General features: G+C 42.2%; 24 protein-coding genes and 1 pseudogene. 19 read left to right on the top strand and 6 right to left on the bottom strand.

Annotated features, from left to right (window positions below; all coding sequences use genetic code 11):
• The first annotated feature begins 129 nt into the window (after positions 1–129).
• Positions 130–2625: a hypothetical protein gene (locus tag F6J99_RS18400; protein ID WP_293114152.1), complete on the top strand. Its 2496-nt coding sequence runs from the start codon at positions 130–132 to the stop codon at positions 2623–2625.
• Here the strand turns inward: F6J99_RS18400 and F6J99_RS18395 are convergent, their stop codons facing one another.
• Entirely contained in the window at positions 2626–2889 is a 264-nt protein-coding gene (locus tag F6J99_RS18395) for a hypothetical protein (protein WP_293114151.1), read from the bottom strand. It abuts the gene before it with no gap.
• A gap of 300 nt (positions 2890–3189) precedes the next feature.
• Between F6J99_RS18395 and F6J99_RS18390 the strand changes: the two are divergent.
• From F6J99_RS18390 to F6J99_RS18380, 3 genes and pseudogenes are all read left to right on the top strand, one after another.
• A pseudogene (locus F6J99_RS18390) lies at positions 3190–4460 on the top strand (RNA-guided endonuclease TnpB family protein).
• Position 4461: 1 nt separating this feature from the next.
• Positions 4462–5670 carry a hypothetical protein gene (locus tag F6J99_RS18385; protein WP_293114150.1) on the top strand — a complete coding sequence of 403 codons (1209 nt, stop codon included), beginning with the start codon at positions 4462–4464 and terminating at the stop codon, positions 5668–5670.
• A gap of 91 nt (positions 5671–5761) precedes the next feature.
• Positions 5762–6943 (top strand): hypothetical protein, encoded by a 1182-nt coding sequence (locus F6J99_RS18380; RefSeq protein WP_293114149.1) that lies wholly within the window; start codon positions 5762–5764, stop codon positions 6941–6943.
• A gap of 234 nt (positions 6944–7177) precedes the next feature.
• On the opposite strand, the gene F6J99_RS18375 is transcribed toward F6J99_RS18380, so the two are convergent.
• Complete coding sequence (locus F6J99_RS18375) at positions 7178–7363, bottom strand: hypothetical protein (RefSeq protein ID WP_293114148.1); 186 nt, start codon at positions 7361–7363, stop codon at positions 7178–7180.
• Positions 7364–7417: 54 nt separating this feature from the next.
• Between F6J99_RS18375 and F6J99_RS18370 the strand changes: the two genes are divergently transcribed.
• From F6J99_RS18370 to F6J99_RS18345, 6 genes are all read left to right on the top strand, one after another.
• Positions 7418–7705: a hypothetical protein gene (locus F6J99_RS18370; protein WP_293114147.1), complete on the top strand. Its 288-nt coding sequence runs from the start codon at positions 7418–7420 to the stop codon at positions 7703–7705.
• On the top strand, positions 7680–8840 hold the full coding sequence (locus F6J99_RS18365; RefSeq protein ID WP_293114154.1) for a phosphotransferase: 1161 nt from the start codon (positions 7680–7682) through the stop codon (positions 8838–8840). The genes F6J99_RS18370 and F6J99_RS18365 overlap by 26 nt, the downstream gene beginning before the upstream one ends.
• Positions 8841–9136: 296 nt before the next feature.
• Positions 9137–10249, top strand: coding sequence for a T3SS effector HopA1 family protein (locus tag F6J99_RS18360; protein WP_293114153.1), 1113 nt, complete (start codon positions 9137–9139; stop codon positions 10247–10249).
• 463 nt (positions 10250–10712) lie between these two features.
• Positions 10713–10907 carry a hypothetical protein gene (locus F6J99_RS18355; protein WP_293114146.1) on the top strand — a complete coding sequence of 65 codons (195 nt, stop codon included), beginning with the start codon at positions 10713–10715 and terminating at the stop codon, positions 10905–10907.
• A gap of 269 nt (positions 10908–11176) precedes the next feature.
• Positions 11177–12352: a hypothetical protein gene (locus tag F6J99_RS18350; protein WP_293114145.1), complete on the top strand. Its 1176-nt coding sequence runs from the start codon at positions 11177–11179 to the stop codon at positions 12350–12352.
• A 50-nt stretch (positions 12353–12402) separates the two neighbouring features.
• A complete protein-coding gene (locus tag F6J99_RS18345) occupies positions 12403–13497 on the top strand; it encodes a T3SS effector HopA1 family protein (protein WP_293114144.1) in 1095 nt (364 codons plus the stop codon).
• Positions 13498–14216: 719 nt separating this feature from the next.
• On the opposite strand, the gene F6J99_RS18340 is transcribed toward F6J99_RS18345, so the two are convergent.
• Positions 14217–14441 (bottom strand): hypothetical protein, encoded by a 225-nt coding sequence (locus tag F6J99_RS18340; RefSeq protein WP_293114143.1) that lies wholly within the window; start codon positions 14439–14441, stop codon positions 14217–14219.
• A 982-nt stretch (positions 14442–15423) separates the two neighbouring features.
• A complete protein-coding gene (locus F6J99_RS18335) occupies positions 15424–15618 on the bottom strand; it encodes a CopG family transcriptional regulator (protein ID WP_293114142.1) in 195 nt (64 codons plus the stop codon).
• Positions 15619–15687: 69 nt separating this feature from the next.
• Between F6J99_RS18335 and F6J99_RS18330 the strand changes: the two genes are divergently transcribed.
• The 5 genes from F6J99_RS18330 (at position 15688) to F6J99_RS18310 (ending at position 19976) form a co-directional block, all read left to right on the top strand.
• Positions 15688–16914, top strand: coding sequence for a transposase (locus F6J99_RS18330; protein WP_293114141.1), 1227 nt, complete (start codon positions 15688–15690; stop codon positions 16912–16914).
• Positions 16915–16990: 76 nt separating this feature from the next.
• Positions 16991–18076: a hypothetical protein gene (locus tag F6J99_RS18325; protein ID WP_293114140.1), complete on the top strand. Its 1086-nt coding sequence runs from the start codon at positions 16991–16993 to the stop codon at positions 18074–18076.
• Positions 18077–18110: 34 nt separating this feature from the next.
• The gene (locus F6J99_RS18320; RefSeq protein WP_293114139.1) at positions 18111–18383 is read left to right on the top strand and encodes a hypothetical protein; all 273 of its coding nucleotides are present in this window, start codon (positions 18111–18113) and stop codon (positions 18381–18383) included.
• Complete coding sequence (locus tag F6J99_RS18315; protein WP_293114138.1) at positions 18374–19369, top strand: hypothetical protein; 996 nt, start codon at positions 18374–18376, stop codon at positions 19367–19369. Before F6J99_RS18320 ends, F6J99_RS18315 begins: the two co-directional genes overlap by 10 nt.
• A 451-nt stretch (positions 19370–19820) precedes the next feature.
• On the top strand, positions 19821–19976 hold the full coding sequence (locus tag F6J99_RS18310) for a hypothetical protein (RefSeq protein ID WP_293114137.1): 156 nt from the start codon (positions 19821–19823) through the stop codon (positions 19974–19976).
• A gap of 128 nt (positions 19977–20104) precedes the next feature.
• Here F6J99_RS18310 and F6J99_RS18305 read toward each other — a convergent pair whose 3' ends face one another.
• A complete protein-coding gene (locus tag F6J99_RS18305; protein WP_293114136.1) occupies positions 20105–20233 on the bottom strand; it encodes a hypothetical protein in 129 nt (42 codons plus the stop codon).
• Positions 20234–20407: 174 nt separating this feature from the next.
• Entirely contained in the window at positions 20408–20608 is a 201-nt protein-coding gene (locus tag F6J99_RS18300; protein ID WP_293114135.1) for a hypothetical protein, read from the bottom strand.
• Between the two features lie 1370 nt (positions 20609–21978).
• Here F6J99_RS18300 and F6J99_RS18295 point away from each other — a divergent pair.
• From F6J99_RS18295 to F6J99_RS18280, 4 genes are all read left to right on the top strand, one after another.
• The gene (locus tag F6J99_RS18295) at positions 21979–22152 is read left to right on the top strand and encodes a hypothetical protein (protein ID WP_293114134.1); all 174 of its coding nucleotides are present in this window, start codon (positions 21979–21981) and stop codon (positions 22150–22152) included.
• Positions 22153–22329: 177 nt separating this feature from the next.
• Positions 22330–22518: a hypothetical protein gene (locus F6J99_RS18290; protein ID WP_075899240.1), complete on the top strand. Its 189-nt coding sequence runs from the start codon at positions 22330–22332 to the stop codon at positions 22516–22518.
• Positions 22519–22997: 479 nt separating this feature from the next.
• The gene (locus F6J99_RS18285) at positions 22998–26219 is read left to right on the top strand and encodes a type 2 lanthipeptide synthetase LanM family protein (RefSeq protein WP_293114133.1); all 3222 of its coding nucleotides are present in this window, start codon (positions 22998–23000) and stop codon (positions 26217–26219) included.
• 420 nt (positions 26220–26639) lie between these two features.
• The gene (locus tag F6J99_RS18280) at positions 26640–26837 is read left to right on the top strand and encodes a hypothetical protein (RefSeq protein WP_293114132.1); all 198 of its coding nucleotides are present in this window, start codon (positions 26640–26642) and stop codon (positions 26835–26837) included.
• Positions 26838–26988 lie beyond the last annotated feature (151 nt).

Raw genomic sequence — 26988 nt, 5'->3', positions numbered from 1 at the left:
TTCGGGCGCGAGGGCACCATTGTTACAACGGCTTTAACTGTCACGATACAAGTAATAGTGTACGGTAAATCTGTTAAGTTTCTTACTACTGTTGCTAGTGGCCATCGCCGCTAGTCAGGGGCTGAGAACTTGCAGCTGAGTGATGGGGCTCAGATTTCAGCCACTACCTTTGGTGAAGGGGATGCCGGTTCGATCAGGGTGCAGGCTAGTGAGATGGAACTAATTGGTACCTCACCACAGGGATTACTTAGTGGCTTGTTTGCCAATGTGGAATCAGACGCAATTGGTAATGGGGGTAATGTCACCATTAATACCGAGGGCTTGCGGCTGAGTGATGGAGGCCAGATCTCAGCAATTACACTTGGTCAAGGGGATGCCGGTTCGATCAGGGTGCAGGCTAGTGAGATGGAACTAATTGGTACCTCACCACAGGGATTACGTAGCTCAATAGTAGCCAATGTGGAAGCAAACGCGATCGGCAATGGGGGTAATGTCACCATTAACACCGACGAGGGCTTGCGGCTGAGTGATGGGGCTCAGATTTCAGCAATTACCCTTGGTGAAGGGGATGCCGGTTCTATAGCGGTAAAGGCAACAGAGGTGGAATTAATTGGTACCTCACCACAGGGACAAACCAGTGGATTATTTACAGACGTCAGAGTAGGAGCCATTGGTAATGGGGGCCAATTGACCATTAATACTGAAGGCTTGCGGCTGAGTGATGGGGCTCAGATTACAGCCACTACCTTTGGTCAAGGGGATGCAGGTCCCTTGACGGTCCAGGCAACTGAGATCGAACTAATTGGTACTTCATCAGAGGGATTACCCAGCGCTCTGTTAGGGAATGTGGAACGAGAAGCGATCGGGAAAGGGGGCGACTTGACCATTAAAACGGAGCGCTTGCGGCTGAGTGATGGGGCTCAGATTGCAGTGACTACCTTGGGTATAGGGGATGCAGGTCCGATCACAGTGCAGGCAACTGAGATCGAACTAATTGGTACTTCATCACAGGGATTACCTAGTGGCTTGTTTGCCAATGTGGAACCAGAAGCGATGGGGAAAGGGGGCGACTTGACCATTAAAACGGAGCGCTTGCAGCTGAGTGATGGGGCTCAGATTGCAACTACTACTTCTGCTGAAGGGGATGCAGGTCCGATCACAGTGCAGGCAACTGAGATCGAATTAATTGGTACCTCACCACAAAGATTAGCTAGTGGCTTGTTTGCCAATGTGGAACCAGAAGCGATGGGGAATGGGGGCAACTTGACCATTAACACCGAACGCTTGCGGCTGAGTGATGGGGCTCAGATCGCAGCCACTACCTTGGGTCAAGGAAATGCCGGTTCTATAGAGGTCAACGCAACAGAGGTGGAATTAATTGGTACTGCAAATAATTTAGCTAGCGGCTTATTTGCTAATGTGAATCTAGACGCCACAGCCAATGTGAACTTAGACGCCACAGGGGATGGGGGTGACTTGATCATTGAAACCGAACGCTTGCGCTTGGTGGATGGCGCTCAAGTAGCAACCATTACCGCAGGCTCTGGAAATGGAGGAACCTTGAGAGTTCAGGCACAGGAAATAGAACTGATTGGGACATCAGACCTAGGTGCCAGCGGATTATTTGCTAATGCGATCGCAGGTACTGGTAATGGCGGTCAATTAGAAGTCTTCACTGATCAGTTAATTATCCGGGATGGAGCAACGATCAGTGTCAGTAACTTCCAAACCAATAACCTCCTACCACCAGGGCAAGGCACAGCTGGGGATATTGAGATTGTGGCAAACTCCATCGAGCTTTCCAACAGCGGATCTCAAAATGCCAATGGTGGTGGTATTACCGCATCCAATTTCTCGGCGGGAGGAGGCAATATTGATATTTCAGCTAATAAAATCACCAGTAATCTAGGGGAAATCACTGCCACCTCTGAGCTTAGCGGCGGCGGTGATATTGACATTACTAGTGACTTACTGTTCCTTTCAAACCAGAGCGCCATTAGTACCAACGTTAATGATAGTACTGGTACTGGTGGTGGCGGTGATATTAAGATTAATAGTGATTTTGTAGTGGTTGTAGACCAGAGTAAGATCACAGCCAACGCCATATTTGGTCCTGGCGGTAATATTGAGATCACTACTCAAGGTCTGTTTCTGTCTCCAGATAGCGAGATTACTGCCAGTTCTCAATTTGGTGTGGATGGTCAAATCAACATTAGCAATCCAGACCCAACTCAAAACCTAGGATTAATCTCATTACCAGCAAGTATCATTGATACCGGTCTACTCATTGCCACAGGCTGTAGCACCGATGATGAGCAGAATTCATTTGCTCTGCTTGGACGAGGGGGCTTACCCACTGACCCCACTGACCCCCTCAAAGGTGAAACCATTTGGATCGATTGGCGAGATTTCTCCGCCACCAGGCGTCAATTGTATCGGGCTGCTCGCAATCGGGGCAAAAAACCCGATCAACAACCCCAAGCAACAGCCAAAAAGCCACCAATTATAGAAGCTCAAGGATGGATTATAAATCAGGATGGAATTGTGGAGTTGGTGCCTTATCCCACTGGTCCTAATCTCAAACCAGTATTGAATACTGCTATCAACTGTCATAATCTTAGGTAACTAAGATATAGCAATTCTATGACTTGTGAGGTACAAATTTCTGGTTTTTAGGGAGCAGGGAGCAGGGAGCAGGGAACAGGGAACAGGGAACAGGGAACAGGGAACAGGGAACAGGGAACAGAGGGTTACAGATATTTTATATATCTGAGTGCGTAATTCCTGCATAACCTGATTATCAACAAACGCGATCGCATACGTCAGAGTCATACGCGATCGCATACCCGATATTCCTAACACAAACCCGTAAGCATACCTCAGAGTCATAAAACGAATGCGAACGCATACATTAGCCTTGGATACTGAAAGCACCGATGTTAACAAAACTCGCGGAATTCCCCACCCTCTTCCAGGGTTTTGAAGTTACCGTAAGTAGAGGGTCGCCTTTATGGTTGGTCGGCTATGAGGAAAAGGGTTAAAACTGTAAGATTCGCGGCGACCCTCTACTAAGGCGCGCGTCTCTAGGATGGATAGCGAGACGATAGCCTAGTTTGAAAGACCCAAGACTTGACATATTAATACGAAACACATATAATAGTAAAAAAGGTCGAGAAGCAGGTAAGCGTAGTGAAACACAAAGCCGTCAAAGTCAGAATCTATCCCACTCAAGAACAGGTTCAAATCCTTGCTCAACATTTTGGGTGTGCTCGTTGGTGGTGGAATTATGCGCTAAATCACTGTATAGAAACCTACAAGGAAACTGGCAAAGGTCTGAAACAATCTGCGCTCAACTCCATGCTTCCAAGACTTAAAAAAGAAAAAGAGACTGAATGGCTAAAAGAGTGTTACTCTCAAGTTTTGCAGTCTGTAAGCCTCAATCTTAGTCGCGCTTACCAGAACTTTTTTGTTCGCGTAGCGTGGCCTACGGCCAAGGTAGAGCAAAATATCCTAGATTCAAGTCATACCATCAGCGTCAATCAATTCAGTATCCGCAAAAAGTCAAGCAGGTAGGTGATTGTCTTAAATTCCCTGGGAAATTAGGGATTGTAAAAGCAGTAATTCATCGACCACTAGACGGAGAGATTAAGACTGTGACAGTCAGTAGGACTCCTTCTGGCAAATATCATGCTTCTGTGTTGATGGAATACGAGTCTGTTCGCGGAGCGGCTTTGAAAGAGCAAGGCACAAAACCGTCTGCGGATGGAAAAGTGATTGGTATTGATTTAGGTATCAAGGATTTTGCAATCACCTACGATGGCGAAAAGACCTCTAAGTTCAGCAACCCTAAACACTTAGCAAAATACGAAAAGAAACTAGCCAAGAAAAAGCGTATTACTGCCCGGAAGGAAAAAGGTAGTAATAGGCGTGCAAAAGCCAAAAAGATTGTAGCTAAGGTATACGAACGGATTGGAAATGTCCGCCAAGACTACTTACACAAGCTGTCTAGAAAGATAGTCGATGACAACCAAGTAGTAGTAGTCGAAAACTTAAACGTCAAGGGCATGGTTCGTAACCATAAACTAGCTAAAGCAATATCTGATCTAGGTTGGGGAACCTTTGTAAATTTTATCTCCTACAAATGCGAACAAGAAGGGAAAATGTTGGTTGAAATAAACCGGTGGTTTCCTAGTTCTAAGACTTGCTCTAATTGTCATTATCAAATCAAGGATTTGCCGCTTGATGTAAGGACTTGGACTTGTCCGAGTTGCGGAACTCATCACGACAGAGATGGTAATGCAGCAAAAAATATCAGAGCAGAAGGAATCAGAATGCTATCCTCCTCTGGGACGGGGGAGGTCAACGCCAGTGGAGAAGAAGTAAGACCAAGACGTGGGCGTCCGTCCAAGTTAAGGCGTTCTTCCGTGAAGCTGGAAGCCCCGACCTCTACGTTCGCGTAGCGTGGCCATAGGCCAAGTAGGTCGGGGTAGTTCACGCCGCTTGTCTACTGATGTGGCACCAGAAGCCACGGGCAATGGGGGCAATTTGACCATTGATACCGAGCGCTTGCTGGTAAAAGATGGGGGTCGCATATCCAGTAGTACTTTTGGGGAAGGGGATGCTGGCATCTTAAGAGTTACTGCTTCTAATCTAGAAGTGATCGGTGGCTCAAGCTTTAGTCCGAGTGGCTTGTTCACCCTAGTGCAATCCTCAGCCACAGGCAATGGAGGCAACTTGACCATTGACACCGGTAAGTTGCGGATAGCTGATGGAGCTCAAATATCTGTCAGTACCTTTGGGGAAGGGAATGCAGGTGCTTTGAGAGTTCAGGCGACAGAGGCAGAATTGATCGGTACTGTCTTTGGACAGTTTCCCAGTAGCTTGTTGGCAAATGTAGAACTAGGAGCTATCGGCAATGGGGGCAACTTAACCATTGATACCGACAGCTTGCGACTGATTGATGGAGCCCAGGTGCAAGCGAATACCTTTGGCCAAGGGGATGGAGGAACCTTAACGGTGCAGGCTACTGAGGTGGAAGTAATTGGTGGCTCAGGTAGTCTTCTCAGTGGCTTATTGACGGAAGTCAGACCAGACGGAATTGGGAATGGGGGCACATTGACCATTGACACCGAGTACTTACGGCTGATTGATGGAGGCCAAATTACAGTGACTACCTTCGGAAAAGGGGATGGAGGAAGCTTGAAGGTGCAAGCCACTGAGATGGAACTAATTGGTACCTCACCACAAGGGTTCCCCAGTGGCTTGTTTGCGAATGTGGGACCAACAGGTACGGGCAAAGGTGGTAACTTGACCATTGACACCACGAGCTTGCGCGTCCTGGATGGGGCTCATATCGCTGCTGTTACCTTTAGCGAAACAGATGCGGGAAGCTTGACAATTCAGGCCAAAGATATAGAACTAATTGGCACAAGCAATAATTTGTCTAGCGCTTTGTTAACTAGTGTACAAGAACAGGCGAGCGGCAATGGGGGTAACGTGACATACTCCTACACTGACTCTGCTCTTACAGAGCCGCTTCGCGAACGAGTTCAGTGTAGGCTTCTTGCCAACTCCACCCAACGGTTCGGATACTCGGCAAGCTTTATTAACGACACGGGATGCCCCTCCGCGCCGGAACAATACAATAAGTTCTATTTTTTAGGAACGTAGGTGACTGACAAACCAGCATTTTCGGCTTTGTTTCTCAGTACATATATTATAGCAATTTTATAATACCCTGTGCAAAATTCATCCCACACCTATGCTACGCATTAGCTGTGGGGCTTCTTTTGCCGGACAGCTAACCATTGAAACTGAGACCTTACGGCTGCTAGATGGGGCTCAGTTGCAATCCAATACTTTCGGCGAAGGCAATGGGGGAACTTTGAGAGTTCAGGCACAGGAAATAGAACTGATTGGGAGATCAGACCTAGGTGCCAGCGGATTATTGGCGAATGCGATCGCAGGTACTGGTAATGGCGGTAAATTAGAGGTCTTCACTGATCAGTTAATTATCCGGGATGGAGCAACGATCAGTGTCAGTAACTTCCAAAGCAATGACCTCCTAGAACCAGGGCAAGGCACAGCTGGGGATATTGAGATTGTGGCAAACTCCATTGAGCTTTTCAACAGTGGATCACAAAATGCCAATGGTGGTGGTATTACTGCATCCAATTTCTCGGCGGGAGGAGGCAATATTACTATTTCCGCTAATCAAATCACCAGTAATCGAGGGCAAATCACTGCCACCTCTGAGTTTAGCGGCGGTGGTGATATTGACATTACTAGTGACTTACTATTCCTTTCAAACCAGAGCGGGATTAGTACCAGCGTTAGGGACAGTAATGGTGGTGGGGGTGATATTAAGATTAATAGTGATTTTGTAGTGATTGTCGAAAACAGTAACATCACCGCCAACGCCATATTTGGTCCTGGAGGTAATATTGAGATTACTACTCAAGGTCTGTTTCTGTCTCCAGATAGCGAGATTACTGCCAGTTCTGAATTTGGTGTCGATGGTGTAGTCAACATTAGCAACCCAGACCCAACTCAAAACCTAGGATTAGTCCCATTACCAGCAACTATAGTCGATACTGGTCTACTCATTGCCACAGGTTGTAGCACCGATGATCAGCAGAATTCATTTGCACTGACTGGACGAGGGGGCTTACCCACTGATCCGACTGACCCCCTCAAAGGTGAAACCATTTGGATCGATTGGCGAGATTTCTCGGCCACCAGGCGTCAATTGCATCGGGCTGCTCGCAATCGCGGCAAAAAACCGAATCAGCAAGCCCAAACGACAGCCAAAAAGCCACCAATTATAGAAGCTCAAGGATGGATCATCAATCAGGATGGAATTGTGGAGTTAGTGCCTTATCCCACTGGTCCTGAGCTCAAACCAGTATTGAATACTGCTATCAACTGTCATAATCTTAGGTAAGCATAACCTGATCCCGGATCAACAAACCCTTACGTATACATCAGAGTCATAAAACGAATGTCTACGCATACATCAGCCTGGGATACTGAAAGCATAGATTTACCAGAATAAAGTAAAAATTATCCTTAAGTTTCAGTTACCAATGTCATTTTATTCAGGCACCGTAGTCTCTAGAATTTACCAATAGATTATGAAAACCAGCCCTCTATAATTTTCTATGATTTTTTAAAATTTTTATGACATAACTAGTTTAGTTATAGAGCAAAGGGAACAGGGAACAGGGAGTAGGGAGTAGGGAGTAGGGAGTAGGGAGTAGGGACTTCGGAGCATCGATGCAGAGAGGTCTTGGGGGTTTCCACACCACTTGATCATCTCACTTTTCACACCTCCCACACGTCCCACCCTCCCCACACGTCCCATACTTCCAACACTTCTTCTCTTTCCCTGAATAGTTTAGGGACATAAAAGTTTTAGTTGCGTCTGCTTTTAAGCAGAAACAATTGGCAGAATAATTTTATTTTCACCTATACTACTGAATATAGTATTTTTCCTATTAATGAAGTTGTAAATACCTATTTTTTCCCGATTCCCGATTCCCGATTCCCGATTCCCCTCCTGGGAGGGGTTAGGGGTGGGTTCCGATTCCCGATTCCCGATTCCCGATTCCCGATTCCCGATTCCCGATTCCCGATTCCCGATTCCCGATTCCCTGTTCCCTGTTCCCAATGCCCTAATTATGACATTCATATTAAACTCTCATAATGTTTTTGACTATCTAGCTGATCGTGGTTTATGCAATCCCTCCGAGCAAGCTCTCAGTAAAATTGAGCCACTGGAAGCCAAGAACTTTAACTTATTGCTGACCTTTCCAGATGGTAATAAGCTGCTCGTAAAGCAGGAGCGACATAACCAGGAAGGCAAAGCCGCTGGTGAATTTTTGAATGAATGGCGAATTCAAGAATTTTTACAGCAATTTCCAGAACTTGCTAACCTCCGCTCTTTGATACCAGAGGTGTTGCATTTTGATGGAGAGAATTCCATTATGGTTTTCCGCTATCTCGATGACTATCGGGATTTAATGGATTTCTACGCCAAAGAAAATATCTTTCCTACAGAGGTTGCTGCCACCATCGGCACCCTCTTAGGAAAAATACATCATCATACATTTAATCGTAAAGACTATCAAGATTTCTTCTGTACCGAAACCGATAATCAAACCACTGAGCAAGTGCCTAGATTAGTTAACAGTTTAGAACGAATTGGTCCGGAAATCTTTGGTTCGGTACCTGCTGACGGGCTGAAATTCTTTGCCCTTTATCAACGATACGATAGTTTAGGGCAAGCGATCGCACAACTAGGCAATACTTTTGCCCCCTGCTGTCTGACCCACAATGACCTAAAGCTAAATAATATCCTTCTGCACCAAGATTGGGAGCATGAAAGTACCAGCATGGTCAGGCTAATTGATTGGGAGCGCTGTAGTTGGGGAGACCCGGCGTTTGATTTAGGAACACTGATCAGCAGCTATGTCCAAATCTGGCTGAGTAGCCTGGTGATCAGTAAATCGTTAAGTATTGAAGAATCCCTAGGTTTAGCCATGACCCCCTTGGAACAGCTCCAGCCTTCCATTGCTGCCCTAAGCAAAGGGTATTTTGAAACCTTTCCAGAAATTTTAGAACACCGACCTGATTTCTTGCGGACAGTAGTGCAATTTACCGGTTTTGGTTTGATTCAACGGATTCGGGCGATGATTGAGTACCAAAAATCCTTTGGTAATGCCGGGATTGCCATGCTTCAGGTTGCCAAGACCTTGTTGTGTCGTCCAGAAAAATCCATGCCCACGATTTTTGGCCCTGCTATTGCTGAATTAATCCAACTCAGTCCTTCCGCTGTTTAAGATATAGCAATTCTCAGCGACGTTTGAGCGACATTGCTTATCCCTTTAAGGCAAAAGGCAAAAGGCAATAGGCAATAGTAAAGAGGGTTTTGAGGGAATCAGTGTCAAAGAAGACTGTACCTCATAACTGCGATCAACGCTATATAGCATTTCCAATAACATCAAAAACTCTTCAGAAGTCTTTCCTACTACTCCCGACTCCCGACTCCCGACTCCCGACTCCCGACTCCCTACTCCCTGTTCCCTACTCCCTACTCCCTACTCCCTACTCCCTACTCCCTACTCCCTACCAAACCATGATCCAACTACTTGATTCTAAACAAATTCAACCATCCCCCATCACCAATCAGCAATTACTAGACGTTCTAGACGATATTGTTAACAAAGTAAAAATCCAATCAGACTTCTCTATTCACCATTCAGATTACAAACCGTTGGAAATTCCAGCTGAAGCTGTGGAACGTTTTCAACGGATGCCCGAGGATATGCAGCAAAAATATATCAGTCTGCAACTGCGGAGTTTTCTATATGGTATTTATTACAACGGCTCAATGCGAGATACTCTCGCACCGGAAGCAGATACGGAAGCTGCGCCAGTAGACCTGGAGAACAATACCATCCTGGGAGTAGATGTGGGATTTTATCAGCGACTGCACGACAGCAATAGTGGCAAAGGCTACTTTGACCCTGGTTGGTCTGTTCTCAGAGAAGAAAGTGATGGCACTTTGGCTGTCACTAAGGGAGGATTGAGGCTGCATATTGAACGGGAGCAGCATCTGCCAGCATCCCAGCAATCTGCCACGGTCGGGGATTCAGTAGCAATCCGTATGCCTAAGAATTTGGTGCAAAATGGCTTTTATATGGCCGTTGGCAATCTAGAAGCACATCGTCCGCAAACAGACCAGTCAGTCACTGTGCGAATTTACTTCAACTTGACTCCTGACGGTGCAGTTGCGGTAATGGGTAGCTTAACCCAACAGCTGAACGAAATCGAAATTCCGTTCCACTTTAAAGTTTTGTACAATCCCAAAGACTACGAACGGCACGATTCTGGGGTACTCTACTTTGATAAGTGTCACTATGACGCTGTTGAGCGAGTTTTAAAGACTGTTTATACAGAGCACCAATCCCATTTTCAGCCAGACGTGCCCCTATTTACCATGGAGCTAGCACCAGGTTTGGGGTTAGCAGAAGAACCAGACCAAAAATTTGCTGAACAGGAAAGCTTTGGCATGAATCGCTGTCAGATTGTGGCCAATGGGTTGTTAGACGCTTGGCATCAAGGGGATGATTCCACTGAAGCAAGGATGAAGGCTATCCTTGGGCAATTTTCTAGCCTGGGGATTGACTTGCAGCGTGTTTATCTCAATGCTAATTCTGAAGATATTTATCAGTGTTTAGATATATAGCACTTTTCATTACGAGTTAGGTACACATATTTTTTTACCACTCCCTGCTCCATGCTCCCTAAAAACTAGGACGAAAGTCCCTTACCCAATTGAGAACTGGTAGAAAATAATTTTAGTCTTTTAGTCCAAGAATAGTCTTGGGCTATTTTTTATGGTTTTTCTCAGTTCCACTAGTTGGATAGACATAACTAGTTTAGTTTATTAACGAAAATAGAGAGAAGTTAACGCTAAGACTACTGGTAAATATCATTGATAGTTAAATAATTAGCTTTTAATAATTTAATTTTAGGTTTACACTATCAAATTGCCTTTATTGTTTAGACAAAATTGTTACTTTTTTAAGAGTAATACTCTAGAATAATCTAGACATTATAAATTAATTTAAATATGATTAAAACAGGAATAAAAAAAGACTAATACATTCCTAAGCAAGACCAAATATTAATTATTGGAGAAAACTAAAATGGCTGACATCAAAATTAATGATATCAAACCTGCGGGCGCTGATTTGTTTGCAGATGATGAAAGTTTTATCAAGGAATTAAGCAATGACGAACTTAATATCGTTGGCGGTGGAAAAGATGGTCAAATAAGCAGTCTGTTCAGCAAGAACTGTTGCAATCAAGACGAAGCCATGAAGAAAGATATGATGCAGTAGTTCTGCTAAGATCTGGTCAAGGTTTCGGGGGCTAAAATCAATACTTATGTACCACTACCCTCGTCCAGTAGACCTCATAAAATTTCAGCAGAAAAAAACCATATCTGCTGCCTTAACTTCTAGGAATTAACTGATTTTTTGGAAACATGGCTTGGAATTTTCAAGCCATGTATTCCTAGCTTAATTAGCCTAGTATGCCTAGTAACAATAGTTTAATTAACCTTTACAACCTGAAATGATTCATTTATTTTACTTTGAGGGTTTAGTTTGTGAAAACTAATCTAAGTTATAACTTTTTTTTCAAGTATTTAATCGATAGTAATATCTGCAAAAAAAAAGAGTTAGAAGATATTACTGTTGAAATTAAAGATAGTAAACCTGGCCACTGGTTACTCAATTTAGCAGATGGTAGTAAACTAGTTGTTAAGCAGGAGCCTGCCTATCGTATTCATAATAGTAGTAATCTGACTTCTCATGAGCAGCATATTTATCAACTATTGACATCTTACCCTAATTTAGTTAACACTTCATCGTTGCTACCAGAAGTTGTTCATTTTGATCGGGAAAATTGGATACTAGTTTATAAATCTCTTGCTGATTATATAACCTTAGAAAGTTATTACGAAGCTCTCAGCTCAGAAAGTTATGATCAAACGTGTAAAAGTTTTTCAACTTCAGTAGCTGAATTAGTGGGAAAATCCTTAGCAAAGCTACATCTTGAGACTGTAAAATTTCAAGATGAATACAAAAACTTTATGAAGGAGGTAAATGAAGAGAATTGTTTATATCAATTTCCTTATCAGGAATATATTTTAGATATACTTTGGCATGAAAGTTTATTTAAATTACCGGCAGAGGGATTTAGATTTTTTGACTTTTATCAACGGGATGACAACCTGAGAAAAACAGTAAAACATCTTGTAGATCATCATCAACGCTGCTGCTTAACTCACAATAATCTTCAGCTCAACAAGATTTTAATCCCTAGACAGTGGGAGAAGCGATTATCTGAGTATTCTGATCAGAATTTGCTTCAGCTAATTGACTGGGAAAGATGGAATTGGGGCGATCCAGCTTGCGATCTAGGAACAGCGATCGCTGGTTATTTAGTGCTATGGCTTAACAGTATAGCTGTGCATCCTGCCATTAAACTAGAGGAATCTCTACAACTAGCTACAATTCCCTTGGAAGTAATTCGTCCTTCAATGGTGGTTATGATCCAGACTTATATGCAGACGTTCTCAAAGGTTTTAGAAGAACGTTCTGATTTTATCAAGCGAGTTATTCAGTTTGCTGGTCTGGCTTTAATTTATAAAATTGTTGAAAACATTCTGTATCACAAGGACTTCAATAATCAAGAAATTTGTATGCTTCAAGTAGCAAAAAGCTTATTGTGCAAACCAGAAAAATCCTTAAGTTCTATTTTTGGCGTCACAGAAGTATAACATATTGATTCAAGGGTTCACTCTCTACAAAATTCTGAATAAGAACTATTATGCAATTACTACAAATATTGCCTAACATTGTTAGTAATGTTCGACTAGACTATTCCAAGCTTAATATTAGTCATGATGAATTTTCGCCTATAGACGTTCCTAACGCTAGGATTTGGCAACTAAAAAAAATGTCGCCTGAAATTCAACATAACTACTTCAAATTAAAGTTGATGGAGCTAATATATAGAATTTCCTACGAAGGGTCACTGCTCCAAAAAAATAGTCAATCAATTAAAACGAATGAGCAACTTTTAAAACAGATAGCGTCAGCAGAAGTAGATTTGGAATTCTACCAACAACTGGAAAAAAGTAATCACAGCAAAGGTTGGTTTCACCCAGACTACCTTGTTGTGAAACAGGAGGATGACCGTAGTCTTGCTGTAAAATACGATGGTATTACTGTTCACATCCAACCAGAGCGTTATCTTAAGTTAGAAGAGCAATCAGCTTCCGTAAATGATTTGGTTTCCGTATGGACACCTGCTGGTGGTATTGAGAGGCAATTATATACAGCAGTAGGAGAGGGAGAAATTGATGACACTCTTTGGAAAAATCCTGACAATCAGGTAGTATTGGCTTACTTCAATTTCGATCCTGAAGCGGCAGTTATCCTGATGAAGTATCTGACAACAAAATTGAATGAAGTTGAAATGCCCTTTGTATTCAAAGTCTTACATAATCCCTTGAATTATCACCGTTATGATTCAGGAATTCTCCAGTTTCACCAGAGTAACTATAAATTAATGAGACAAATACTACAAACTATTTATTCAGAAATTGAATCTCACTTTAAATCTCAAGTTCCTATATTCACTAAAGCAATTGCTCCTGGGATTGGATTAGCAGAAAACCCTTATTCTAAACTGTTATTTACCTATGGAGAAACGTTTGGAATGAACCGCTGCCGAATTGTTGCTAATGCTATAGTAGAAGCCTATATGAATGGTGATGAATCTCCAGAAGCTCGGATGAAATATATAATTCAACACTTTGAGCAGATGGGGATTGACCTAGAGCGCCCATACCTCAATCCTGGCTCTGAAGATATCTATACACCATTGGATGTAACCAAGAGTGTGATACTAAGTAAATAGCTAGATAGAAAAACCATCCCCTAGCAAAAGGTTACTCCAAGGGGTATTACTTGATAAGTTACACTTAGAAAGTGTAACTTAAGCTACTAGAGTAACGTTCCTTAATTCCTTTAACTTACGCAATCTATACCTTCAAGCAAGCACTAAACAAATCAGACATAATCTGAGCGCCTAACTTCTGATCCAATTCTGATTTAATACTCTCCTAAACTAAAATCATATCACTCCTTGAGAAGTAACTAGGGCGTGTTTTATTGCCTCGGAGATCCCCCTAAATCCCCCTTAAAAAAGGGGGACTTAGAGTATGGCTCCCCCCTTTTTTAAGGGGGGCTGGGGGGGATCATAATCTTGCGGAAAACTTTGAAAACACGCCCTAGGGGGGCAAAACCATACCCAGAATCAGCAACGCCGAAAAATCAAGGGACAATTCTTCCGACTACCTCCTATATAATTCCGATTTCTCCACACTCGCTGACTCCACACTCGCTGACTCAATCCCATACCAAAAGACTTTTTCAGCAAACCCTAAGTAAGCAAGCGTCAGTTGTCAGCTATCAGGTGACAGCTGACAACTGACGGCACCTCAAGTAGCACCATGTGTAGCGCATATGCTTACCATAAAATTATTTCAGTTAGTGCAAGACTACTCTTGGGGTAAGCATTCAGCCGTGAGCTAAAAGCTCACGCGTGCGCGTTCAGCCGTCAGCCGTCAGCTTATTTTATTCAAAAGCTGTTTGGTGTAGCGTGGCACAGGCTTCGACGCTGGGACGAACGCCCATTAGCACCTCAAGTAGCGTGCGCGTAGCGCTTAAGCACCTCAAGTAGCGTGCGTGGCACAGGCTTCGACGCTGGGACGTAGCTGATAGCTGATAGCTGATAACTGAATGCTTACCTCTTGGGCTATTTTTTCTAGTTTTTATCAGTTCCAATAGTTTTGTGGACATAACTGTTTTAGTTGATTCCCTAATTAGAGATACAGGGTTTTTCATGGGAGCAGGTCAAGGTGGCAGAACCTATGAACTATGTACTATCAGAACCAGCTAACACACATACCAAAGGGAACAGGGAACAGGGAGTAGGGAACAGGGAACAAAATTATCACAATTCCTACACGGATTGCTACATGGGGTAGCCATAGATTTAGTACAAATGTTCTGGATAAGTGACATGCTCCCCTTACACAGTCTCCTATGGTAGAACTTATTGAGTTTTTGATAGTGACAAAATTGTTTCAGTTTTAGCATAAATAAACTTGATTGAAAAGAGCCAAGAGCAACTGATATAAGTAGGATAAAAAGCAGGAATCAAACATGGCTAATTGATTTCTAATCAACCACAACCGTTTATTGGAGTAAAGTTAAAATGGCAAAGATCAAAGTTAAGGACATCAAACCCACTGGGGCTGACTTGTTCGACGATTCTGAAAGTTTTATGAACGAACTGAGTAATGATGAGCTTGAACAGGCTATGGGAGGACGTATTATATGGCCAGTACTTTCAGTACAAAAGAGCTGTAATTGCTTAACCACTACTCGATTTACTACTAGAAATACCATTTGCACCTTCCCATATACCGCTGCAATCCTGTAAACTCTTTTGACCAAATACCGTAAGCATTCAGCCGTCAGCCGTCAGCCGTCAGCTTATTTTATTCAAAAGCACCGATCTAGTAGCACATAAACTGAAAGCTGAACGCGCACGCGTGCGCGTAGCGCTAATCGCTGAAAGCTGATAACTGATAACTGATAGCTGAATGCTTACAAAATACCTTCACTGCTGAATAGTAACTTTAGCTGTCCGGCAAAAAAAGCCCCACATCCTAATGCGTAGCATAGGTGCTTAAAGTTACCGTAAGATAGTGGAGCTTTTATGGTTAGTCGGTTATGCGCAAAAGGGTTAAATATGCATGTAATAAAGCTCCACTATCTAAGGTTTCGTCTCCAGGGATGAATTTTGCACAGAGTCTTTCGGATTCGGCAAAGCCGACGCTACGCGAACAGGGAAGCGAGCTATTAAGCTCCTTATTAACTCTGATTGGGTCATTCCGCGTCGATCTGCTTCTTGTGCTAACTGTCTTTTTTCAAAATTGGTAATCCTGATTGTTAATTTTTTATCTTTCATTGTGACTTGACATGTGGCTGTACGTTAACTATAATTTTACTAGGTCGATAAACAGGCATAGCAAATCAAATGATAATTGCGTACCAGTACCGGCTAAAACCGACAAAACATCAACAGGATAAGATAGATCACTGGCTATCAATGCTATGTGCTCAATACAATTACTTGTTAGCGGATCGATTTAGATGGTACGAAGAAAATCGTTGCTCAATTAATGCTTGCCCTCTTGTCTGCTATTTGCCTGGATTAAGGGATAATCCAGACTACTACTCTCAGAAAAAGACTCTACCCAATCTCAAGAAGACTCATCCTTGGTATAAGGAAATTTATTCTCAAGTGCTTCAAGATGTAGTTAAAAGAGTCAAATTAGCTTTCGATAGATTCATCAAAGGAGATAGCAACGGAAAACGAAGCGGTAGACCTAGATTCAAAAAACAGCACCGTTACCGTACTTTTACTTACCCTCAGATGAAAGAAGGGTGCCTGGAGGGCAACTTGATTAACCTTCCAAAGATAGGAAAAGTCAAGATTGTGTTACACCGCCCTATTCCTGATGGCTTTAAGATAAAGACTGCTTCAATAACCAAAAAGTGTGATGGTTATTATTTGGTCTTATCTTTAGAAGATAAGACTGTTCCAGAAGTTAAGCCTGACATTAACCCTGACTCTATAATTGGGATTGATGTTGGCCTTAAAGAATTCTTGACCACTTCTGAAGGGGAAACAGTAAACATTCCTCAGTACTATCGAAGGTCTCAAAAAAGGCTAAGAGTCATCCAGAAAAGAGTATCTCGACGAAAAAAAGGAGGAAAGAATAGACTCAAAGCTATTAAACAGCTTGGAAAACAGCACAAAAAAGTAGCAGACAAACGTAAAAATTTTCACTTTAAAACCGCTAATTATTTACTATTAAAATACGATGTAATTGCTCACGAAAAGTTAAATATCAAGGGACTTGCTAAATCCCGATTGGCTAAATCTGTATTGGACGCTGGGTGGTCTAGCTTTCTGGCAATCCTGGCAAGCAAAGCCTTAAATGCTGGCTTGTTGGCGATTCCGGTAAGCGCCCAGAATACTTCACAAAATTGCTCCAATTGCGGTAAAAGAGTCCCTAAAAAACTGCATGTCCGTTGGCACGATTGTCCTCACTGCGGTTGTAGCTTGGACAGAGATCACAATGCAGCAATAAATATAAAAAATAGAGCGGAAGGGCAGTCCGTTCTTAAAGCCCAGCGCCTCCTAAGCGATAGCCGGACTGGCTGGGAAGCCTACACTGAACCTGCAAGGTCAGTGTAGGAGCTGTCACGAGTGAAGGTTTGAGCAATCAAATCAGTATAACTATTGTCCAACGTTCTGATCAGGGAGTCAGTCGATGTCTAAGTATACCCTTCCCCCTCTCCAGGAAGATTCTACAGTCACCTCAGTTTTAGAACCAGAGTTATCCGAGGGGAAATTTCAGGAGAAAAAACCACAACAGCCTTCAGTGCTTCGTCCCAAATTAGCCTGTAAGGTTAACTACTATCAAGATCAGCTTATTTTTTCTCAGGATGGTCGAGATTTCGCATTTCAGGTTAACAGTCAATCAGGAAAAATCTTAAAAAAGTTCATCTCTCTGATGGACGGGACTAAGAGTATGACTGAACTGCAACAAATGTTCTCGGCTAATAACTCTGAGTTGTTCAATACTATTGTGCGTCACCTGGACGAACAGAACTTCCTGGATGACGTTGCTCAGGTTAGGGTTAATTCAGGCATCGACACGTTGCTGGAATTGGAAGATTTGACCACTGAATTGCTCAATCAGCAGGTTGATGAAAATCTCTTCCTGAAATCCATCAAGTCAGAGACATCCCAACTGCCAATCAACGTTATATATGGTTTTCTAATAGAGCATTACCACTTTATTACTCAACAGTGCTGTTTTGATTCTCCTGGACTTAGCTTCCAAAGCTCTACAAAGGTTCGACAATTGCTCAACGAACGCTACACTCAAGAATACCGCCAAGACCAGGAACTGGTAATGGCAGCACTTAATGCTATTGGCATTAGCCGTGAGCAACTCGCGGATACCATGCCACTCCCAGAAACCATGGGGATGTGCAATGCTTTGACCTATTGGGCAAACTTTGAGCCACTGTTTTTCTTGAGTACCCTGGGATTTTTGGCAGGTCAGACCCGTAAGAATTTTGAATTTTATAGTTTTGCTTGTGAGCGTGTTGAACTAGATTCTGGCTTTATCAACCCGATTAGACAACTGGCAAACAGCAAGCTAAAACTCGAACCAGAAAACTTAAGCCGTCGCATCTTTCAAGAAATTCCTCACATTGATCGCCAAACAAAGCAGCGATTTAGAAGACAAACTTACCTGTTTGTTGAAATCTACAACAATTTCTACACAGCTATCTGGAATCATTACTCGTCTGCCAGTCATTTACTGCGGCGAGTTTCGGCAATTTAAGTCCTTGGGTGGTGCGTTACGGGACGGTCTGTCTATGGGGCGAAGAGGCCGAAAATCAGAGGCTTTCCGTGGGTGGTGCGTTACGGGACGGTCTGTCTATGGGGCGAAGAGGCCGAAAATCAGAGGCTTTCCGTGGGTGGTGCGTTACGGGACGGTCTGTCTATGGGGCGAAGAGGCCGAAAATCAGAGGCTTTCCGTCCCTAACGCACCCTACGCACCCTACGCACTCTACTCCCTGTTCCCTGTTCCCTGTTCCCTGTTCCCTATTTTTTCCCTACTCCCTATTCCCTTTACGATATGTCATTAACAAAGGTTTTATTCCAACAGCCACTGTTCAAAAATCGGGTATTTTTTGAATTCAAGGACACAGAAGTTGAAATTCATTATGGCGATCAAGGATGCGCGATCGCGGTTGAGCCGGAATACGAGAAGGAAACTGTCCAACTGCTAAGGCTTTTGCAAGCGGGGGGTATGTCCCCAGAGCAATTGGGTCTGGCCTGTCCAGGAATCCAAGAGGATATTCCCGAACTCCTCGCTGAGCTGGATCGCCGGGGTCTACTGATAGAAACCCATCAAGAAGTGGAATCTCGTGGGGTGAGTGGACAGCAGTTCTATCGAGAGTTGTGCCGATTTCTTAACCGCATGAAGGGGCAATTTCCCCTTTCTCCTTTCTCAGAAAAGATGGCTGATCAGACCATTACCAGAAACCAGTTGATTGGTTATGCTTTGGAATCCTATCACGTTACCCATCTTTGTCCTAGACTGTTAGCGCCATCCTTAGCCAATTATGAATCCCCTCAGACACAAAAACTTCTCCAGGAATTTTTTGTGTCTGAGTTGCACCATGACCGTTTGATTGAGAATTCCTTGAAGAGTGTGGACATCGAAGGTGATCAACTGCAACGGATGCAGCCCCTACCCATGACTTTCGCAGTCTGTTCGACCCTGGCCGTTTTTGCCAAGCAGCATCCCCTGAGCTTTAAGGCTGCACTGTTGTTGTTTGAGGAAGATGACAAGGTATTCCACCAGTTGTTTAAGCAGCAGTCCCAAGCCTTGGAGTTACCACCGGAATTTTATAAACCCATCCTGCTCCATGCCGGTATCAATGAAGAAGGGGCACATGACCAAATCACTTCGATTCTCCTGGCAGAAGTGGCTTATGTGTCACCACAAGAACAAGTAGTGGTTAAGAAGAATCTGGCAATTCTGCTGGAGTGTATGGTTCGGCGGACTCACGAAATTCTGGATTACTATGGTAACTCTAATAATATCATTCCTCGTTGTTTTACTTGAAGGGGCAATTTTCTCTTGAATGGGAAGTATGAAGATAGTTATAAGTGTTTGGATATAAGTAGTTCAGCCTCACGCCTAAAATAATTCAATCATTTTAGTCTTTTAGTCCAAGATTAATCTTGGACTTTTTTTTATGGTTTTTCTCAGCTTCACTAGTTTTGTGGACATAAATGTTTTAATTGATTCGGTAAATTAGCGAGAGGTTAACTATCATAATAGTGAAAAAGGTAATGTATAGGTTAGTTATGATCTATGACTAGGTTTAGCAGCAGATAGCTACATCTATTTTAGGGACAAAAGTGTTTTTGCTTTAGCATCAATAAGCTATAAATTTACTAGACAAACGAAATTAATTTGAATAGGATTAAAACAGTAAATAAACATTACTAATTGATTCCTATACACCACACACATTACAACACACATAAATTATTTATTGGAGAAAAATACCATGGCTAATATTGCAATTTCTGACCTAAATCCTGTTGGTGCTAACCTCTTCGATGATTCTGAAAGCTTTATGATGGATTTATCTGATGATCAACTAGATGTTAAAGGTGGTCATCCTACTTTGTGGATTCTTGTCGGTTATTTAATTGCGCAGTAGTAACTTTTGTAACCCACATTCTGCATCCTAACATTTCCGCTATAGATAAATTTTAGTATTTTAGTCCAAGACTACTCTTGGACTATTTTTTATGGTTTTTATAACTGCCAACAGTTTTGTTAACATAACTAGTTTAGTTGATTCCATAAATTAGACATACAGCGTTTTTCATAGCTATCAGGTACACAGTATTTTTTCCCTGTTCCCTGTTCCCAATTCCCGATTCCCAATTCCCGATTCCCGATTCCCGATTCCATTTTTATATAAGTTAAAAAAAAATAGCCGTAGACATACTATCTACGGCTATTTCAATTTTTTATGTCACAAAATTAGCAAACCTAACCTGCTCTGATCTGATTGGCCAAAGGCCGCGCTACAAAACCAGACCAAAACCAAGGCCGGGGGGGAAACCCCCCCAAAGATTTAAGGTGTTATGGCAACAACCAATACTTGGTTATTGTAGTGATCACTTCCCCTGGAACATCAGTGGCTTCCAGAGGGGTCCATTCAGCAATCTCTGCATAGCCTAGGGAGTAAAGCATCTGCATACTATAGATGACTGATTCACGAGAACCTTTGAGAGTGTGATGAGCAGGTTGTTTCTTGAAGTTTTGACTGAATTTTGTTGACATAAATAAGAAGTAAATCTCGGTTTACAATGATTATTGTAATGATTATATTTTTAATTGTCAAGGGTTTTTAAAAAGTTTTTTTTGGGGAGTTTTAGGGGTAATAAAAAACTATAGCAAGTCTTATACCCATGAGGTACAAATTTCTGGTTTTTAGGGAGCAGGGAGCAGGGAGCAGGGAGCAGGGAGCAGGAAAGAGCAAAGAGAGAATAGGGAAGAGGGAAAAAATAATCTCTACCTCATAGCTACGAGAAACGCTATAAGCGATCGCTTGCAGCTAATTGAAACCTGAAAATTGTAATTATGTCTGGATTTGAAGAGGGGTCATAGTTAGTAGGGTGCGTTAGGGACGGGATCGCCCTTATTTTATTGTAAGTTTGAGGACAATCCCTCCCGTAACGCACCAGCCAGTAGGGTGCGTTAGGGACGGGATCGCCCTTATTTTATTGTAAGTTTGAGGACAATCCCTCCCGTAACGCACCAGCCAGTAGGGTGCGTTAGGGACGGGATCGCCCTTATTTTATTGTAAGTTTGAGGACAATCCGTCCCGTAACGCACCAGCCAGTAGGGTGCGTTAGGGACGGGATCGCCCTTATTTTATTGTAAGTTTTAGGACAATCCGTCCCGTAACGCACCAGCCAAAGGGCAAAAATGAAATGCAATGAGCGTGTATCTTTCAGAGAATACCTTTTATAAAATTAGCGATTCTCTGAAAGATACGCTACGGTAACGCTTTTTTTTAACTAGTAATTTTAACCATAGGGCTGGGCGCACTCCTAAAACAGTAAGCATTTATCCGTCAGCTTTTTATCGTTTTTATCAGCTCCACTAGTTTTGTTGACATAACTGTTTTACTTTACTACCTAAATTAGAGATATAGCAATTCTCTCTCCCATCAGGTACAATATGATCCCCCTAAATCCCACTTAAAAAGGGGGACTTTGAGCTTGACAAGGGTACCTCATATGAGGGACAAAGTGATCCCCCTAAATCCCCCTTAAAAAGGGGGACTTTGAGCTTGACAAGGGTACCTCATATGAGGGACAAAGTGATCCCCCTAAATCCCCCTTAAAAAGGGGGACTTTGAACTTGATAAGCGTAGCTCATATGAGGGACAAAGTGATCCCCCTAAATCCCCCTTAAAAAGGGGGACTTTGAACTTGATAAGCGTAGCTCATATGAGGGACAAAGTGATCCCCCTAAATCCCCCTTAAAAAGGGGGACTTTGAGCTTGACAAGGGTACCTCATATGAGGGACAAAGTGATCCCCCTAAATCCCCCTTAAAAAGGGGGACTTTGAACTTGATAAGCGTACTTCATATGAGGGACAAAGTGATCCCCCTAAATCCCCCTTAAAAAGGGGGACTTTGAGCTTGATAAGCGTACTTCATAAATGCAATAAACGCTATAAATCGTTTTTCCTAGGGATCAGATACACAAGATTGTTTCCCGACTCCCGACTCCCGACTCCCGACTCCCGACTCCCTGCTCCCTACTCCCGACTCCCTACTCCCTACTCCCTACTCCCTAAAACCTACGACTTTTAACCTAAGCTAATTTGCTATAACTACCTATAACTTTATGACAAAAAAGGTTTACTTATGACATCAATAAATTTTAAAAAAACTAAACACACTCAAGTAATCCACGTATAATTAAACAGAAATATAACGTTTATCTCAGTTATGAGGTACAGTATTTTTTGAGGTTGATTCCCTGTCTTGATGCAGCGCATCCCTATTCCTTCTTTTCTCTTCCCTGTTCCCTACTCCCTACTCCCTACTCCCTGCTCCAATGCCTTGGAAGCGATCGCAAACTACTCTGGAATTCTGGATGCTGGGTTTGAGGTAATCCCCGTCGAACCTGGCGAACTGGATACGGTCGGAGCCGAGGCAGTTCCTTTGTTAATTTAGTCACAATAGTAAAAAAGTTGACTGTATCAACTAAGGACGAAAATGCCTTAGCCAATTACTGGTAGAAACTAATCTTAGTCTTGTAGTCCAAGAGTAATCTTGGGCTTTTTTTTATGGTTTTTATCAGCTCCACTAGTTTTGTGGACATAACTGTTTTAGTTGATTCGGTAAATTAGCGAGAGGTTAACTATAAGAGTACTGGTATAGGTTAATTGTGAGCTATCACTAGGTTGATCAGCAGAGAAATACATATAACTTTATGACAAAAAAGTTTTTCTTTGGACATCAATAAATCATCAAACAACTAAACAAACTCAATTAATCAAAGTATGATGACAACAGAGTCAACAACAGACATTCATTAGGGTCGGTTCAAGAAGACGCTAACAAGATTTCAGTATCTTTATTCAAGTAATCAAAAATTAAACCTTTTTTAAAAAAACTTTATAACTAACTTACCACGTCGAGAGATTAGTAGCATGCCAGTAATAGGGTCACAAATATCACCAATCGCGACTATAGCCATTAACGCCACGTTTTTATCAGAGCGGATCAATAACCCTTGTTACCAAAATGTTATTGCCCAAAAAGATCATGATCTGATTGAAGAACGCCTCAATACCTGGTCTAAACTCCTGGGAGGAGAACAACAACTTAAACAGCGCCTTCAGTGGGATGGATTAGACTTAACGACAGTCCGTAACTTACTAGAAACAGCAGAGTTTAGAGAAGATTACACCTTACCAACCTGGGCAGAAACCCTCAAAGAATTAATTGAAACTAGCGCTGCTTTATGGCTAACTCTAGAGGGGGAAGAAAACTCTCCACTTGAGTCCCAAAATCCATTACCATTTGAAGACTTTTATTTACCCTTTATCCGAGTAGGGCGCAGTAAATTATCTACTGGATTATCGGCAAATAGTCCTCTGGCGTTGTTGAGCCAAGAAGCCTACGCAGCCCTAGAAAGGAGCTTGCTGCAACAACTGGTTAATTTAGGCACAGAAACCTTACTATTTGAATTTAACACATTCCGTGAAGCTAACCCCCCTGCTAACCAAACGACTCCCCAAGAAAGTCGAATTATTTATAATACTTTTTTTAAAAATCTTCTCAAAGATGGGGGGCTGGCATTTTTCAATCGCTACCCAGTTTTAGGTCGCCTGATAGCGACAACCCTTGATTTATGGGTAGAATCTACTACTGAATTTATCCAACGTCTACAACAGGATTTCTCAGCAATTGAACGTACCTTTTATGATCAGGCAAGTCTAGGAAACGTCCAAGCAATTGAGACTTCCCTCTCCAATCCCCACCAGGGTAGACGCTCAGTTTTAGCTCTTACCTTCTCTTCCGGAATTAAAGTGGTGTATAAGCCCAAAGACTTGGGTTTAGATGTTGCTTTCAATCAGTTACTAGACTGGTGCAACCACCAGGAAACATCCTTAACCTTCAAATTAACTAAGATTCTCAATCGCCAGGGATATGGATGGGTTGAATTTATTGAGCACCAACCTTGTGACAATCAAGCCGCAGTTCAACGGTTCTATCACAGAGCAGGTATGTTATTATCACTGCTCCATCTATTAGGAGCAAGTAGTTGTGATAATCAAAATGTGGTTGCTAGTGGTGAATATCCTAGTCTGATCGATGCTGACTTGTTGATGCATCCTGTACAGCACAGCGTGACTGAATCGGAAGACTGGTTTAAGTATTCAGTGCTTGATACAGGCTTTTTACCTGGTTGGGAAGGTGATATCTACTCGGCAAATCCTCAAGATTCCAGCGTCCTAGGTAATATTTGGCCAAAGCAAATAAATTCCTCTCGGGAGTGGAAATTTATTAACACCGATGGGATGCACTTAGCTCCCAACACTGTGATTATTCCTGCCGGGACTAATGTGGTAATTCTAGACGGGAAAACTGTCTCAGCTAAGAACTATGTTGAGGAAATCGTCACTGGTTTTGAAGAAATCTATCACCTGTTAAGTAAAAATCGGGAAATGCTCCTAGGGGAAGAAAGTCCCCTCTCAGGCTTACAATTTTTAAAGTCTCGATTTAGTCTGCGCCCAACCCTCACCTATGGTATGGTCTCGAAACGCAGCCTCAGTCCTCAATATTTGCGTAATGGCGCGGACTATAGCATTCTGATCGATTTTCTCAGCCGTCACTACTTAATGGGTGAAGAAACCTTAGACTTTAAAGAACTATTAGGAGCAGAAACGACCTCTTTACAACAGCTAGATATTCCCTATTTTACAGTATCTTGTCATAGTGATGCCCTAGAGTTGGCATCAGCTCAACCAATCAAGCACTTCTTTAAAACATCCAGTTACCAACGGTTAATTGCTAAAATAACAAGTCTTGATGAAAATGATTTAGCCAGGCAAATTAAATTGATTCGGGCGAGTTTTTATGCTAAGTATGCCCATTTGACTAAGAACAGTGCTGCTTTACAGGGAAGTTTATCCCAATTCTCTTCATTGAATCCTGAAGAATTACTGGACGAAGCTATAGCAATTGGCAAGAGTCTTGTCGCCAATAGGATTCAGACTGGTGACGGCTGCAACTGGATTGATTTAGATTATATATCCAAGGCGCACCGCTATCAACTTGGGCGATTGGATGATTCCTTATTTACGGGGCGAGCTGGAGTTAGCCTATTCCTAGCAGCTCTAGCAAAAATTACTGGTGAGCCAGAATTTAAAGAGGTAGCTTTAGCGGCTTTATCCCCTTTACGACAATCACTAAAAAAAGCAGAGGTTCGCCCAGAAATACTGCGGTCTGAATTTGGTTTATTGGGTATAGGTGGTATGATATACAGCCTAGTAAAAATTAGCCAGTTTTTAAAAGAGCCAACTCTTCTAGAAGATGCCCAGCAAGCTGCCAAACTACTTACAGAAAAGGTAATTGCTACTGATGACAAGCTAGATCTGATGTGGGGAGTAGCAGGAGCGATTCCGGGTTTATTAGCCCTCTATTCTCAAACAGGTGAACAAGGGATAGTAAATAAAGCGATCGCCTGTGGTGAACATTTGTTATCCAAGCGAACTGATACTGTCCCTAGAGCATGGGTCACTATAGAAAGTAATAAACCATTAACTGGATTTTCTCACGGGGCATCGGGTATATCTTTGTCCTTACTGAGGCTATATGCTGCTACATCCAACATAGTGTATTTAGATGCGGCGAAAGAAGCAATTGAATATGAACAGAGTGTTTTTGATCAATCAGTCCGCAACTGGCCAGATTTTCGTTTATCGGAAGATACGAATCAAATCAACTTCATGTATACTTGGTGTCATGGCAGTGCTGGAATTGGATTAGCTCGCTTAGCTGGCTTATCAATTTTAGAGACAGAGGAAATTTACGCCGATATTAATATAGCTTTAGAAACTACCCAGAAGTATGGAATTCTTAATACAGAAGATATAGACCATCTCTGCTGCGGAAATTTAGGCAGAAATGAACTGTTTGTCCTCGCATCTCAAAAACTTGGCAATCAGGAATGGTTAAACACAGCTAGGGAACAGGCTGCATCGGTAGTTAACAAGGCCAAAGAAAATGGAGCATATGCTTTTTTAACTCATTTGCCTAACTCCGTTTTCAGCCCTAGTTTTTTCAGGGGAAGTGCGGGTGTAGGTTATCAATTGTTGCGTTTAGCCTCTCCAGAATCTTTACCTTCTGTTCTGATTTGGGAGTAAAATTAACTTTCTCGGTGGGGTTGAGGTCACCCTGATAGAAACTCGTCTGCCGTTCGTAGAACTGCTAGAAATTAATCTTAGTCTTTTAGTCCAAGAGTAATCTTGGGCTATTTTTTATGGTTTTTCTCAGTTCCAATAGTTTTGTGGACATAATTAGTTTAGTTAATTCGATAAATTAAAGAGAGGTTAACTATCAGAATAATGCTCAAGGTAATTTATAGGTTACTTGTGATTTATTACTAGGTTTAGCGGCAGGTAAATACATGTAATTTTGTGACAAAATTGTTTTGGTTTTAGCATCAATAATCTCTAAAAAATCTAGACATAGTAAATTAATTTGAATAGGATTAAAATAGGAATCAAACATTAGTAATTGATTTCTGGCAAAGAACACACATTGATTATTGGATAAAAATCCACATGGCTAATATTAATGTCAACGATCTTTCAGCTCTTAATCTAACTGGTGCTGAGTTGTTTAACGATTCAGAAAGCTTTATGATGGAGCTGAGCAATGAAAGCGAAGAAATAAAATCAATTTATGGTGGAGCCTGTTGTCTCTTCACCGGTTGTAATAAGAAAAGTTGTGTAATTAAACGTGAGATTGCTATACAATAGCAATCCTATATATTTCACGAATTAGATAGGATTGCTATAGTTTATTATCTTTCTGCCTAAGGTAGAAAATTAACATACCACCTTCGGCCAGTGTGATTGCACTTGTAGAAGGTGGAATTAATACATTCAACACAAGCGGATTAGTTTAATG

Source organism: Moorena sp. SIO4G3, from assembly GCF_010692305.1.
Classification (GTDB): domain Bacteria; phylum Cyanobacteriota; class Cyanobacteriia; order Cyanobacteriales; family Coleofasciculaceae; genus Moorena; species Moorena producens_A.
This window is presented reverse-complemented; position numbering and strand designations above follow the sequence as displayed.